This is a genomic window from Paenibacillus sp. FSL H7-689 (genome assembly GCF_000517905.1).
GTDB lineage: Bacteria > Bacillota > Bacilli > Paenibacillales > Paenibacillaceae > Paenibacillus > Paenibacillus amylolyticus.
Map to the genome: position 1 here is coordinate 1 of NZ_ASPU01000028.1, position 14,331 is coordinate 14,331.

Here is a 14,331-nt window from a genome sequence, read left to right on the forward strand (position 1 = left end):
GACAAGTAGGTGAACAACAAAATGTTGAATCCAGTAGAGCTGACAACAAAAGTAGAAGAAGTCATGGAACGCGTGAATTTTTCGGGTGTTGTATTACTCCAGCAAGCCGGGAAAACCCTTTTGAATATGAAACGTGGTTATGCAAATCGCAGTGAAGAACTTGCCAATCAGGTGGATACACGCTTTGGAATTGCATCTGGATGTAAGATTTTCACGGCAGTGAGTATATGCCAACTAATTGAAGCGGGTAAATTGTCTGCGGATTCCAAGCTTACGGATGTATTGGATGTGGAGTTTCCACTGTGGGACAAAGGGATCACCATCCAGCAGTTGTTAACACACACGTCAGGCATTCCGGATTATTTCGATGAAGAAGTGATGGATGACTTTTCAGAATTGTGGAAAGACAGACCCGTCTACGCGATGCGGCGTTTAAGTGACTTTCTGCCCATGTTTCAGCATCTGCCAATGAAGTCTGCTCCGGGTGAACGTTTTCACTACAACAATGCGGGTTTCATTGTGCTGGGACTTATCGTGGAGCAACATTCAGGACTGTCATTTACAGATTATGTGGAAGAGCACATTTTCAAAAGGTGTGGTATGAAGGACTCCGGTTATTTCGTAACAGATCAGCTCCCGCGTAACACAGCTTTAGGGTATATCGATCATGAAGATGGCTCTTGGAACACCAATATGTTCTCTATTCCTGTCAAAGGTGGATCAGATGGTGGAGCCTATGTTACGGCACCGGATATGATTCGATTTTGGGGTGCTTTGCTGGGTCACCAATTGTTAAATGAAGAGGCGACACAGCAGTTATTAACTCCACATGCTCATCAAGAGGATGAAGAGTATTATGGGCAGGGTATCTGGATTGACCGTAAGGGAGAAGCGATTTTCAAATTTCATGTCATGGGGTTTGATCCAGGGGTGTCGTTCATGTCTTCCGTGTATCCGGACTATGATCTACAACTGGTTGTGGTCTCTAATCAAGAGTCTGGTCCTTATCCAATAACAATTGCTATCGAAGAAGCTTTGGCATGACAAATAAACCCTCAACCTATGGTCAGGTTATGGCCACAAGGTTGGGGGTTCATTGGTCGAACAGGATAGAAGGACTGCCTGCGGTTATAACATTTTCCATAGCTCAGGGGCGATTAATCGAGGGAAAACATCCAGCGGAGGTTTCTCTTTCTTTCGTTTGTCATTGGTTAACACCGTAACAAGTTCGAGCTCTGGGACAATATATACATACTGACCACCAAATCCTCGCGCGTAATAATAATGGAGATTGGGTTGGTCGTCTTCAGCAGCAATATTTTCGGAGTCAGACCTTCCGTTCGGATAGACATCCACCCACCAATGCCAAGCATAACTGCCGTGATTGGGTGGAGTGACTGTAATGAAAGGCTGTGTCGAACGGGAAACGAGATCACTTGAAATGAGAGACTTACCCTCCCACATCCCTTGCTGTAGAAACAGCTGACCGAATTTTAGCAGATCTACGGGTAACATTTTAAGACCGAATCCGCCGGTATGTACACCTTGAGGGTCACTTTCCCATTCATAATCCTTAATTCCCAGCGGGCCAAAAAGATAGCGTTCCGCGAACTCGGCTACGTTCATACCTGCATTTTGCATCAGAATGGCGGATAGGATCTGTGATACTCCTGAATTGTATTCCATGTATGTACCAGGTTCATGACTTAGGCGTTGTTCCAACGCAAAATCTACCCAATGATCGGTGCGGGTCATGCGAGGGAATGAATTCTGCCCGCCGAACTCGTCCCAGTTGAACCCGGCTGTCATGGTAAGCAGTTGTTCCAGTGTGATCGCTGCTTTACGAGGATCAGGATCGGATGTCAACTGTGGAAAAAAGGTGGAAATTGGGGTTGATGCCTCTGGCAACAAGCCTTTATCCATCGCTATACAGATGAGTGCGGACAGCACACTCTTGGTACATGAATTGATTTTTGCAATATCAGTCGCAGCCTCTTGGTTGCGGTAGTGTTCGTACATAATCTCACCGCGTACGCTGACGAGGCAGCTTCGCAGATCCAGCTGCGGAACGATCTGTTGTAATTTGGATAACAGTGATGAAGGATTCATAGTGTCCTTTCTGTGCGGTTGATTTGTTATAGGATTTTGTAGAAATAGGTGTCCATTATCTTAGCATACTCCCGAGGTAGGGCTCAACAAGCGCTACATTATTATGTCAAAGCAAGTATGTAAAATGCGATATCCTATGAAAGCGATAAGAATCACATGCGAATATCGCATAAATTCCCAGCATTGTCTGTCAATCTTATATAATTGTCATGAGAAGAGTACCAGACATGTATAAGAGAAAGGGGTCTGTGATGTGGGAAATATAATAGAAGAATTATATTACGGTAACCTGAGACCAGAGGAGAATATTGTTCCTAAAGATTCGGAGTATCGTTCTATTAATAAGGAGATTACAGCTTATATCGAAAAATTTCAGAGCAAGCTTTCGGAGGATGACTTTAAACAACTCGAGGTATTGTTTGATATGATGGATCAAGTTCACTCTATACATTCAAAAGAGGCTTTTGCGAGTGGTTTCAAAATTGGGACGTTGATAATGATCGGGAGTGGATACTCAAGCTAATATTTTGATTTTTCACAACATGTGGTTATATAGTTAACCTCTTTCCTATGAACATATGGAAGAGGTTTTTACTAATATGAACATGCCAATATAGGAAAAATATCATATGAAACATGAACTATGTTAGTGCGTATTAAGGTTAGAAATGGTAGAATATCAATGCCTAAACATGGAACAAGTAGATGAAAGATAATTAAATTTAGGAAATAGTGTAGAATCAGTGATTTAGCAAAAAAACTTTATAGTAAATTATAGTAATCTAATACTGAATTGAGGAATTAAACATGGCGATTATTGACGTAATTAAGTATGATGGCTCACCTGATGTGTTTGCTTGGAAACATCCCGGGACTGAACTGGGAACATGGACTCAGTTAATTGTTAATCAATCTCAACAAGCAATTCTTTTCAAGGATGGAAGAGCGCTTGATATGTTTGGACCCGGAAGGCATACGTTGAGTACTGCAAATATCCCAATCTTGAACCGACTCGTTAACCTTCCGTTCGGAGGAAAGTCACCTTTTGCAGCAGAAGTATGGTATGTCAATCAAGTAAGCGCATTGGACGTTAAATGGGGAACGGCGAATCCGATTCAGATCCAGGATCCCAAGTATAATATTATTGTTCCCGTTAGAACATTTGGACAAATGGGAATTAAAATTTCGGATTCACGAAAATTTTTGGTCAAGCTTGTGGGAACACTGCCTGAGTTTAACCAAGCTAATATGATTAATTACTTCCGCGGGCTGATTATCATGAATATTAACTCCATGTTGTCATCATATCTAATACATAGAAAAGTAAGTGTTTTGGAGATCAATGCATATATCGCCGAGATATCACGACATTTTGCAGATACGATAGCTCCTACTTTTGAAGAATTTGGTATTGAGTTAATCAATTTGTATATTCACAATGTTAATCTGCCCGAAGAAGACCCATCAGTCATTCGATTAAGAGAAGCCTTGGCACGCAAAGCCGAGATGGATATTATTGGGTACACATACCAGCAAGAACGTTCGTTTGATACGCTTGAAGGTGCAGCGAAGAATGAAGGAAGCATGCAGTCAGACATCATGGGCGCAGGGCTTGGTATGGGCATGGGGGTTGGTCTGGGTGGTTCTTTCAGTGGCGAGATGTCCCAGATGTCTAAAGTGATGTCTACGAAGGAAACGCCTGCAGTAAGTATATGTAAGCAGTGTCATCATCCGAATCAGGAGAACAGCGCTTTTTGCAGCAAATGTGGCAATTCATTAGCCGAAAAATCGGTAGCAACAACAGATTGCAACAATTGTGGACATGCCTTGCCAAAGGGAACCAAATTCTGTCCTAACTGTGGTGACAAATACCATGCATGTCCTTCATGTGGGGCGGATAATGCGGAGAACGCATTGGAATGTATCCAATGTCATCAACCGATGCCTAGCCCATGCCCAAATTGTAACCATATGAATTCCGGTCATACAAAATTCTGTGGCAACTGTGGCACAGGTTTAAGCTTGAAATGCAGTCGTTGCCAACATGAAGTAAAACCCGGCCAGAAGTTCTGTCTCGATTGCGGAAACAATCTGCAAGAAGGAGGACAGGCATAGTGATGGTAAAACGGAGTAATCTCTTGATTTTGGATGTCGTCTATTTAATATGCATGTTAGTATCGTCAATCGTTTCTTTTACGGTATTTAATCATGCGCTACTATCGTTTTCTTTTTGGATGAATCTCGTCGCTTCTTATGTAGCGATTACGGCTATTTGGATCTACGCACGGTTCATTATGCAAAATATGGATCGGTTTAAACGGTTTGTTCCAGGTTACACAGCGTTAGGTGTAGTATTGGTTATTTATCTGATTTGTGTGATGATCTACACGTTGTTAACAGGTTCAGCAGATCATGCGCTTCGCTGGTTCGTATTGTTACACACGGTAACGATTGCGATCGCAATTATTTTGTGCGGAATCATTATGATCTATATTCAGAGTGCGCGCCGTCATGAAACAGATGAACATACAAAAATCGCAAACTTACAATTAATCGAAAAAGCCTTACAGCAATTGCTTCATACCATGGTGCAACATTCCGTCCTAACTGTGGAAGAGGAGCGCAAAACCGTTCAGTCATTAATTGAACTTGTAAAGTATAGTGACCCAATCACTCCGGATTCCCTTGAGAAAAATGACCGCCAGATCTTGATAGATATTGAATTGATGAACAGTGAGCTTGCAAATCAGTACGAAGCAGGGGAATTGGTAAATAGTGAACGTTTTGCTTCGCAACTATCTCAGTTAAAGTTCCGTTTGAAAGAGCGTAATCAACAGATCATGACAAGCAAATCATAAATTGCAGGAGGAGAAACTTTGAAAAAGAAAATTGGGATTATATTTATTATAATTTCATGTATAACAATTATGTTCTCTTTATTTGAACTATCTGAGGGAACTGATGTGGCAATTATTAATGCATTTGTACTTTTTGTTAGTGGAATTGTTTTGCTTGTAATAGGAATTAAAATGTGTGGTCGACCTAAATTTCAACTTAAAGCCGATCAACATTATGATGACGATTCTAGTAGTAATGTGCAATATGACGGAGGTAACTATCACGAGGAGTATGAAGAAGTCGAGGAATCTCAAGAACCTTTATCCTTAATATGTTCAGGGTGTGGAGCTAGAGTAAAGGTATATCCTACTTCGTCTGCGGATTGTGAATATTGCGGAACAACGATGAGAATCTCGTAAACCGTGTAGCGGACTAAATGACTTCTTTTACGGATACTTGTAATATACACTGCTAGGTAGAGTGTGATGTTTTAAGGAGGAAACGCGGTGAAGAAATTTTTTGGCATTTTATTCATTATCCTTTCGTCTGTGACGATCCTGTTATCTTTAATATTAATATCCGAAGGAACAGAAACGGCCATTATCAGTACAATTATTCTTTTTATCCCTGGGGTTATCGTACTTGTTACAGGCATTAAAATGTGTGGTAGACCTAAATCTCATTCTAAGACTAATCCATACCAGCATTATGATTCTAATGATAAGCAAGATCAGGAAGATCAGCATCGTGTGAAATATGACGAGGCACCTCAAGAAACTGTAGCCGTGAATTGTTCAGGGTGTGGAGCCAAGGTAAAGGTATATCCTACTTTGTCTGCGGATTGTGAGTATTGCGGAACGACAATGAGAATTTCTTAGTCGTAGCTAACATAAATAGACTTTAACAGTTTTAGCGGACGGATACTTGTAGTGTGTCGGTTAGGCGTAGAGTTTGTTTGGGAGGAATCAAATTGAGGAAGTTTTTCGGGCTCATTTTTATGGTGTATGCAATTGGCACACCCATTGCTTTTTTCAATGCAGACAATCACAAAAGTGGGATCTATTTGGCATAATTGGAGTTATTATTATTGAATTTTTATTTTTGTTTTTTGGTATTAAATTGCTTAGGAAAAAACGTGTTAAGAAAAAGCGTGTCCCTGAACGAAAGTTTTATGGGGGAGACTATGGAGGTCATCTTGATCGCGAAAATGTGAATCCGCATACTTATTCAAGTTACAATAGCAACACCGTGAGTTACAGTAGTCATAATACAATTAACTATACAGAGATCAATTTTTCAGATAAGGAAAACACTGAAGAGAAAGCCGATGAAAAAGTTGAAGAGCCACAAAGGCCTGTTTCAGTGAGTTGCCCGGGGTGTGGGGCGAAGGCAAAAGTGCTTCCTAAGCAATCAACGGACTGCGAGTATTGCGGAACAACAGTTGTAGCAACTTAGAACGGTTCAGAATAGATACGTGAAGGGTTAAGCCTGATTCCTATGGAGTCAGGCTTTTAATCTCCTCAATTTAGAATCTCTAAAAGACCCCCTAACGATCAAATCGTCATATAATTCCACGTGAGTTGCCTTAATGTAGTCCCTTTAATGAAACGTTTCGAATTTACATTTATTAATAAACCGCATAATAATCAGTATTTGTAAGCGTTCTATTTTATTGTTTACGAAAATGGGAAATTTATGATAACATATACACGAAACGTTTCGAATCCATTTGAAGGGAGAAAATCATGAAAAAAGTAAAACAATTCAGCTTCATTTTAACTTTTTGTTTGTTAGCTAATCTAGCTTTAACTCCTATGGCTTCAGCAGGTGACTCAAGCAATTTAATTGGATTTCGAGCAGAATTGAAAGCGGTTGCATATAAGACCTATACGTTTTTTGAGGACTATACGGATCAAAATACTGGCTTGACTTACGATGAAGTACGGCACACTGAAAACGGGATAGAAGAAGCTAAACGTACCTCGCCCACAAACATCGCAATGTATATGATGAGTACGGTTTCAGCGCAACAATTGGGCATTATTTCAAAGAAAGAAGCTGTACATCGCTTGCAAACGACAATAAATTCCCTCGAGAAGTTAGAAAAGTGGAACGGCCTATTTTATAACTGGTATAACACAGATGACGGTTCGGTGAAGAAAGATTGGGGGTAATTTATTTCCCAAGTCGATAATGGCTGGTTATCCGCTGGTTTAATTGTTGTTGGGCAAGCCTATGAAGAACTTCATGGGGAAACAAGCAAGTTGGTTACAAATATGAATTATACTCCGCTATATGATCCTGAAGTCGGCCAATTCCGCGGCGGTTATGATGTGGCTAAAGGCGCGCTGACGGACCACCATTATGGGATGTTTTATACGGAACCACGTGTAGGCAGCTATATTGCTATTGGGAAAGGTGACGTTCCTCAAGATCATTGGTGGAAGATGTATCGCACATTACCTCAAGAATGGGATTGGCAAGCTCAGATTCCTCAAGGCAAATCCGTTAAGTACGATGGAGTGGATGTGTTTGAAGGAAGTTATGTATACAAGGATAAAAAGTTCGTACCAAGCTGGGGAGGTAGTATGTTTGAAGCTCTTATGCCCGGTATGGTCATAAAGGAAAAAGACCTGGGTACTCAAGCTTTGGGATTGAACAACCAGCGTCATGTCGAATTGCAAATCGAATATGCCAAAGAAAAAGGGTATGCCGCATGGGGCTTCTCACCTTCTGCCACTCCGACAGGTTACACTGAGTTTGCAGCAACGCCGTTAGGTACCTCAGGTTACAAAGATGGAGCAACGGTAACAGCACACGCAACATTCCTTGCTCTAGATTATGCCCCTGAAGCAGTTCGAAAGAACATTAAAGCTTTAAAGAACTTCAAAATGTTTGGCAAATATGGGTTCTATGACTCAGTCAATGTTGAAACGGGAGAACTTGCAAAAGCTTATCTGGCACTGGATCAAGGGATGATTATGGTGTCGATCGCCAACTATCTTCAAGATGGCGTTATCCGCGATTATTTTCACAGTGATGTGATAGGGCAGACGCCAGAAGAATTATTGAAAAAAGAAGTGTTTTCCATTCAATGAAGGGCTGCTTTAGATTAGAGCAAGATCACTAACGAAATGGGACGAAGATTAAAAGATGGACGGAACGAAGCAGGGTATCAGCATGCTTCGTTCCGTTTTTGCGTTTACCACTGATAATGAAGTCGCAGATCGATTAGATTATTGAATTTATCCGGAAAAAGACAAGGCATTTACAATGGCGATTTTAAGACTTACGTTGTGGGGCATAAGCGCAAAGAAAGACGCGTACGCCTTCAGTGATGATATGTTTATTTTGTTCCTCATCTAATGTCCCGATTTTTCCCGGTTGATTGAATACCAATAAAAACGTTAATGCAGCGAAGTGCTTTGCAGCCATTTTAGGATCAATCACATGAAGCAGTCCGTTTTGTCCAAACTCTGTAAACCTCCTGATAATCCCCTCTTCAGTTGCGTTATCCAGCCTATCAAAAAACGAGTCTGGCAGGTTGGCAGCTTCCACCATAACCAGACGGATCAAAGCCTTGTAATCGGACGAACCGTTTGCAGAAGCTACGATTTGTTCACAAAATAAAATGAGCGCCTGCTCAAGATCTTCGAATTTCAAGAGGTGGTCTGAAATCCCTTGCTCAATCATGACCAGAATCGCCGAACTGGATTCTTCCACAACGGCAAGCAGTAGGTTCTGTTAGTCGCCATAATAATCATAAACTGTCCGTTTGGAAACTCCCGCTTTAGTTGCGACCGCATCGGCGCTGGAACGATCAAACCCGTCTGAAAGAAACAGATCTCGTGCCGCCGCAATAATTTTAGCTCGTTTGTCTGAAGAGCCTTTGCGGATTTTCTTGTTTTCCGTATGATCCATTCTTACGTTTTCCCCCTTATATGTATATTTAAGAAATGGATTAGAGTCCTGCTTTACAAACTACACTGTACGGTGTAGTGTAACAAATCAATGCTCAAGGAGGTTTTTTATCCATGAATACCATACCGTCTGTTGTTGATGTTCTCATCGTCGGGGCCGGACCCACAGGGCTTACACTTGCCTGCGACCTTGCCCGTCGAAACGTCAACCATCGTATTATTGAACGAAGCACCGTGTATAACGTTGCATCTCGCGCCAAAGGAATCCAGCCTCGCTCGCTTGAAGTCATCGATGATTTGGAAGCCGTTCACTACATTGTTGATACAGGTGTTGTGGACTTACCTGTTCGTTATTATACCGCAGATGGCAGAAGTGTGGACAAGCCGACTATTACCGTTGCAGCGAGCGCCGAACTTGAGACACCCTATCGTGATCCGGTCTGGATTGCTCAATTTGATGTGGAAAAAGCGTTGCGCGACCGATATGCAATGCTTGGCGGTCAAGTTGAGTTGGGCATGGAAGCTGTAGGGCTTGTTCAGGATGTGGATGGTGTATCGATAACGGTGAATACAGCACAAGGAGAAGAGCAAATTCGTGCTCGTTATGTAGTCGGCGCTGACGGGGGCAAAAGCAATATCCGCAAATTTATACACTTACCGTTGGTTGGGGAAACACATGATCATGAGCGATGGTATCTTGGCGATGTACGATTGGAAGGGTTAGATCGTGACCATATCCATATCTGGACTTCTTCGGAGGGGATGATCGGGGTGACGCCGCTGCCAAAATCCGATATTTGGCAACTGCAGGCTACAATTCCGGCAGACATTGATGAACCAGAGCAACCGTCGCTAGAGGTGTATCAAGCCATGTTTGACCGTCGTGCCGGGTCCGGACGTGTTCGGCTTACGGATGCTTCTTGGTTGTCCATCTACCGGGTCAACGTTCGTATGGTTGAATGTTACCGAAACAACCGGGTTTTCCTTGCCGGTGATGCTGCTCATGTTCATTCGCCGGCCGGCGGTCAAGGCATGAATACGGGAATACAGGACGCATACAACCTCGGCTGGAAGCTGGCGGCTGTCATACGCGGAGCGGACACCGCATTACTTGACACGTACGATGAGGAGCGCCGCCCAGTGGCTCAGGCCGTGCTCAAAGACAGCACTAAGAAGATGGGAGGCGTTATAAGAACGGCGACTGAAGGCGGAGGGTTGTCCCAATCCTTGAGCACCATATCCGACGATCTGACGAGCGGGCTTCTCATTTCCTATCGTTCAAGTTCGCTTACCCGTCCGTCTGCTCGAACAAATGCTACCCGTTTACTTCCTGGAGATCGTGCTCCTAATGCTACTGGACTACAAGGCACCGGGTTTGCAGGAAGTGTCTTTGACCTCTTGTGCGGCCCACACTGGACGCTTTTGGCTTTTGCAAGCTACATCGATCCTTCTCTGAAGAACTTCACCAACGATGCACTCCATTTGCATTATATCCTTCCATCGAAGGTGGAGGGGGCGGAAGGCATAATAGACACTGCAGGGAATGCTTATCGAATTTACGATGTCGCAATTAAAGAACTTGTATTGATTCGTCCTGACGGTTACATCGCCCTGCGCACCTCGATTGATGATACCGCATCGATCCTGAATTACTTGAATTTGTGTGGCTTATCATAGAATCGAGCAACCCAAGGCTCTGCCCGAATCACGTCGTCTTATTGAAAATAGAGTGCAAGAAATTCTATTCATGCAAAAAAGGGTCCTGCCATTTTCATAACAGGACCCATTTTCCGTAAACAACGGTCTATTGGTAAACTAAAAATCCCTCAAACGATCAAATACCTCATATAATTCCTCGTGATTAACCTTAATCAATTCATCTTGACGCAGTTCCAAATGCTGCTGTAATTGATCCAGCAACTCCGTTAGAACAACATAAATCTCTTCCCGCTCAACAGTTTCAATAAAGCCGGTCTTGGCATCCATCTTGTTGAAGGTCTGTGTGTAGTTCTCAACCATGGATACGAGCTGTTTGTGCATAGCTTCCTGATTATTAAAATCTTGACTTAACTGACGTATTTTCTTCAAACACTGCTTGTACAATTGAGCTGCTTTTTTGGCGTGTGCTGCCTTGATGTGGTCCCGCCCATCCCAATCCCGAAACGGATTGTTCAGGTTCTCCGCAAGCCATTCCGGTTTGCGTGCTTTGGTGATTTCCATATCAAGTCCGGCAGCAACGGATTTTTTATATCTTGTTTTGATTGATTTGGCTGCATCGGCAGGAAGGCTGGTTAGCCACAGCGTAGCCAATTTCTGAAGTTGCTCTGGATCAGGGAATTCTTCACCATTGAAGCCGAACAGGTCATATGTAGTGAAGGTCTGCAAATTTGCCAAATGCTGAATCGACTCTATATGGGATACATTGCCGGGTTTACCCCACAATCGTAACTCTGAAAGCTCAGGATAATACTGCACAAGTAGCTCCAGATGGAGCTCCGTGATATCTCTGATATACAGACCTTCAAGTCGTGAGATACCCGTAACCTGTGGAAGGCCCGATGGAACGTTGAGAGTGATGCATTTACCGTCTTCATAAGCCAAGATTCGCAGATCAGGAGACAACTCTCCTGTGAAATTCAGACTTTTCATCTTTGTGTTCAAAATTAACTCCTTCAACCCGCTAACATCCACAATAAGTTTGGTCAGGTGACTGTTGCTGATATCGAGCATCGTTTGACCATGATGTATGATATGAAGTTCATTAATGAACGGGTTGTCCTCTATAAATGGAAAGATTGATTCCGTATATCCATCCATTTCAATATGTGTCAGACAAGGTAGCTTTGCGAGTTCGGCTACATCTTCAGAAGATGTAGGGCTGAAATCGCGGAGTGTACTCGTACTGCGCCGCATTACACGATCGCCAATCATCACTTCTTCGTCATCATCCGCAGCTTGTTTGAACTGCGCTCTTCGGATCGCATCGATACCTTCCCATTCACGCTGGAGATAGAGACTTTCTCCGATCGGCCAGCCTCCGCCATACGTATTTGTTTCCTCGGTGTAGAGAGGAGGGATGTTGCCTGCAAGCACATACTGTGAAGGAACATTAGCACTCACGAAACTATGGGCAAGTCGGTCATTCCAGAAATAGAAATTACAGATCAGTGGTTTCATCTGATGAAGATGCATTTCATTAGGCAGTTGATCACCAGTCCAATCCAACTGAAGGACGGAGGCAAGCGTGTCAGAAGTTTTACCCTCTGTTTCTTTCAGTCCAGTTACCTGGCAGGCTGTATATTGTTGTGATTTTTCGACGTACACGCAGTACACATCTCCAACATTGGGGATCATGTTATGCTCCTTTCGTTCTGCATCAATCGATGCTAAGCTACTTGTAAACCAAGTATTCTGTAGAACTAATAATAGATGAATTATATCAAAGTCATTCAGAGACTACCATTTTGGATAGAGTCGAATAGGCTTGAATACTTTTATAAAAAGGAACGATGTCTATGGATACAAGTATGAGCCGCAACAAAAAACTGGGTGAGTTTTTGAAATCACGGAGGAGCCGCATTCAACCGGAACAAGTTGGATTGTCAGGATCTCATGGACAGCGAAGAACACCCGGTCTACGGCGGGAAGAAGTGGCAGTATTGGCTGGTGTCAGTGCAACGTATTACACGTGGCTCGAACAGGGTAGAGAGTTGGCGGCTTCACGAGAAGTGATGCAGAGTATAGCGAATGCGCTCCGTTTAACCCTGGAAGAGAAGAGTCATCTGTTTGACTTATGGGACCCTAATACGGAACATGAATTCCTTGCTTCGTATTCGCAACTGGAGCCAGGGTGGCAGAGCATTATTGGCCAGTTGACTCATCCTTCATTTATTACCAATGAACGTTCTGAGGTACTTGCCTGGAATGAAGCTGCAGACACGAACCTCTTCAACTTCTCGTTGATGAATGTGAATGAGCGTTTAATGATGCGGATTTTATTTCTGGATACAGCGCTCAGGGAGCGTATGCACAACTGGGAGGAATTCGCGCGGCACTCGGTAGCCGTATTCCGTACGTATTATGACAAGTATCCGAGTGACCCCGAATTCAGCAGAATCGTGAAACAATTGAGTGAAGAAAGTGTAGACTTCCGAACGATCTGGAACCTGCACCAAGTTGAATTCAAACAAGTCAATCGTGTCCTGCTTGAAACGACGGATCGGGCAGATGGCGTTGTGCATGCATACGATATCTTTTCCATGAATAATCTGAACAGCCAATCAGGCATTCATTGTTGTATTTACGTTCCTGTTGCCATATAGAAAGTTAATCAAACTGGTAATTTCTTTACTAGCATAAACAGAGTGTGGTTGGGGTCTCGGAAGTGAAATAGAATGAACTCAAGTTCATACGTATCTAGTTAACGTTTCTATTTCAAGATGAAAAGAGGGAGCCTCATGCTCAAAACAAGAACACTGGGAAATGATAAATTACGAATATCTGCGCTCGGCCTGGGTGTGATGATGATGCCGGATAATGACGAATCTGTACATACCATTCAGGGTGCGCTGGATGCAGGAGTCACCATGTTTGATACGGCGGATCTGTACGGAGAGTATGAAAAACAGCGATTTGGTGGGAATGAAAAACTGCTTGGACGCGCGCTTCAAGGTCGAAGATCCAAAGCAATCGTTGCCACCAAATTTGGTATAACACACACGCAGGGCCCCAAAGGAGATCCAGCCTACATCAAAAAATCAGTAGATGCGAGTCTCTACAACCTGGGAATGGATTATATCGATCTGTATTATCAACATCGTCCTGATCCGAATACACCCATTGAAGAGACGGTAGGCACACTTGCCGATCTGGTTCAACAGGGGAAGATTCGATATATTGGTTTGTCCGAAGCGCCAGTGGAGATCATTCGGCGTGCACATGCTGTTCATCCGATTACAGCATTGCAGACCGAATATTCATTATGGAGTCGAGAGCTTGAGGATGAGATTATGCCTGTCCTGCATGAATTGAACATTGGCTTGGTTCCATACAGCCCTTTGGGGCGGGGCTTCCTGACAGGTCAGATCCGTTCTATAGACGATCTGCCGGAAGATGATTATCGTCGTCACTATCCGCGTTTCCAAGGTGAGAACTTTCAGAAAAATCTGGAGGTTGTTGGATTGATCCAAGAGATGGCTAAGCAAAAAGGGTGTACGGTCTCTCAACTTGCTCTGGCTTGGTTGCTTGGAAAGGGAGAACATATCGTTCCGATCCCGGGGACTCGCAATCTGGAAAGAGTTCACGAGAACTTAGGGGCGCTACAGGTTTCGCTTACGGATGATGAGATGAACCAGATAGATCACATATCACCCCAAGGCATTGCAGCCGGAGGCAGATTCCCTGGTCAAGTCTAGTTTGTTTAAACAAGATTCTAAGAAACCTAAAGTTCAGGATTAAAAACAAT

At 43.2% G+C, this 14,331-nt stretch carries 16 protein-coding genes; 12 read left to right on the forward strand and 4 right to left on the reverse strand.

Features of this window, described 5'->3' with window-relative positions; genetic code table 11:
• Window positions 1-21: 21 nt before the first annotated feature.
• Window positions 22-1,044, forward strand: coding sequence for a serine hydrolase domain-containing protein (locus tag C170_RS19715; RefSeq protein ID WP_036613416.1), 1,023 nt, complete (start codon window positions 22-24; stop codon window positions 1,042-1,044).
• 84 nt (window positions 1,045-1,128) lie between these two features.
• Here C170_RS19715 and C170_RS19720 read toward each other — a convergent pair whose 3' ends face one another.
• On the reverse strand, window positions 1,129-2,109 hold the full coding sequence (locus C170_RS19720; protein ID WP_051447308.1) for a serine hydrolase domain-containing protein: 981 nt from the start codon (window positions 2,107-2,109) through the stop codon (window positions 1,129-1,131).
• A 253-nt stretch (window positions 2,110-2,362) separates the two neighbouring features.
• Here C170_RS19720 and C170_RS19725 point away from each other — a divergent pair, with 253 nt between their 5' ends.
• The 8 genes from C170_RS19725 (at window position 2,363) to C170_RS31390 (ending at window position 8,045) form a co-directional block, all read left to right on the forward strand.
• Window positions 2,363-2,632 (forward strand): DUF6809 family protein, encoded by a 270-nt coding sequence (locus C170_RS19725; protein WP_036613419.1) that lies wholly within the window; start codon window positions 2,363-2,365, stop codon window positions 2,630-2,632.
• Between the two features lie 284 nt (window positions 2,633-2,916).
• Window positions 2,917-4,224: an SPFH domain-containing protein gene (locus tag C170_RS19730; RefSeq protein WP_036613422.1), complete on the forward strand. Its 1,308-nt coding sequence runs from the start codon at window positions 2,917-2,919 to the stop codon at window positions 4,222-4,224.
• Window positions 4,224-4,967 (forward strand): hypothetical protein, encoded by a 744-nt coding sequence (locus C170_RS19735; RefSeq protein WP_155985104.1) that lies wholly within the window; start codon window positions 4,224-4,226, stop codon window positions 4,965-4,967. The genes C170_RS19730 and C170_RS19735 overlap by 1 nt, the downstream gene beginning before the upstream one ends.
• An 18-nt stretch (window positions 4,968-4,985) precedes the next feature.
• Window positions 4,986-5,366, forward strand: coding sequence for a hypothetical protein (locus C170_RS19740; RefSeq protein WP_036613428.1), 381 nt, complete (start codon window positions 4,986-4,988; stop codon window positions 5,364-5,366).
• A gap of 87 nt (window positions 5,367-5,453) precedes the next feature.
• The gene (locus C170_RS19745) at window positions 5,454-5,825 is read left to right on the forward strand and encodes a DUF3784 domain-containing protein (protein ID WP_036613430.1); all 372 of its coding nucleotides are present in this window, start codon (window positions 5,454-5,456) and stop codon (window positions 5,823-5,825) included.
• Window positions 5,826-5,898: 73 nt separating this feature from the next.
• Window positions 5,899-6,402: a hypothetical protein gene (locus tag C170_RS19750; protein WP_036613433.1), complete on the forward strand. Its 504-nt coding sequence runs from the start codon at window positions 5,899-5,901 to the stop codon at window positions 6,400-6,402.
• A 290-nt stretch (window positions 6,403-6,692) separates the two neighbouring features.
• Window positions 6,693-7,121 (forward strand): DUF3131 domain-containing protein, encoded by a 429-nt coding sequence (locus tag C170_RS31385; protein WP_235200805.1) that lies wholly within the window; start codon window positions 6,693-6,695, stop codon window positions 7,119-7,121.
• A 159-nt stretch (window positions 7,122-7,280) separates the two neighbouring features.
• Window positions 7,281-8,045, forward strand: a complete 765-nt coding sequence (locus C170_RS31390) for a glucoamylase family protein (RefSeq protein ID WP_235200806.1) — start codon at window positions 7,281-7,283, stop codon at window positions 8,043-8,045.
• A gap of 184 nt (window positions 8,046-8,229) precedes the next feature.
• Here the strand turns inward: C170_RS31390 and C170_RS30190 are convergent, their stop codons facing one another.
• Both C170_RS30190 and C170_RS30495 read right to left on the reverse strand, forming a co-directional pair.
• On the reverse strand, window positions 8,230-8,640 hold the full coding sequence (locus tag C170_RS30190; protein ID WP_051447309.1) for a TetR/AcrR family transcriptional regulator C-terminal domain-containing protein: 411 nt from the start codon (window positions 8,638-8,640) through the stop codon (window positions 8,230-8,232).
• Between the two features lie 51 nt (window positions 8,641-8,691).
• Entirely contained in the window at window positions 8,692-8,868 is a 177-nt protein-coding gene (locus C170_RS30495) for a TetR/AcrR family transcriptional regulator (RefSeq protein WP_081745997.1), read from the reverse strand.
• A 113-nt stretch (window positions 8,869-8,981) separates the two neighbouring features.
• Here C170_RS30495 and C170_RS19765 point away from each other — a divergent pair, with 113 nt between their 5' ends.
• Window positions 8,982-10,544 (forward strand): FAD-dependent monooxygenase, encoded by a 1,563-nt coding sequence (locus C170_RS19765; RefSeq protein WP_036613436.1) that lies wholly within the window; start codon window positions 8,982-8,984, stop codon window positions 10,542-10,544.
• 138 nt (window positions 10,545-10,682) lie between these two features.
• Here C170_RS19765 and C170_RS19770 read toward each other — a convergent pair whose 3' ends face one another.
• Window positions 10,683-12,221, reverse strand: a complete 1,539-nt coding sequence (locus C170_RS19770; protein ID WP_036613438.1) for a hypothetical protein — start codon at window positions 12,219-12,221, stop codon at window positions 10,683-10,685.
• Between the two features lie 161 nt (window positions 12,222-12,382).
• Here C170_RS19770 and C170_RS19775 point away from each other — a divergent pair, with 161 nt between their 5' ends.
• Both C170_RS19775 and C170_RS19780 read left to right on the forward strand, forming a co-directional pair.
• Entirely contained in the window at window positions 12,383-13,189 is an 807-nt protein-coding gene (locus C170_RS19775) for a helix-turn-helix transcriptional regulator (protein WP_235200807.1), read from the forward strand.
• 135 nt (window positions 13,190-13,324) lie between these two features.
• Complete coding sequence (locus C170_RS19780) at window positions 13,325-14,281, forward strand: aldo/keto reductase (protein WP_036613441.1); 957 nt, start codon at window positions 13,325-13,327, stop codon at window positions 14,279-14,281.
• Window positions 14,282-14,331 lie beyond the last annotated feature (50 nt).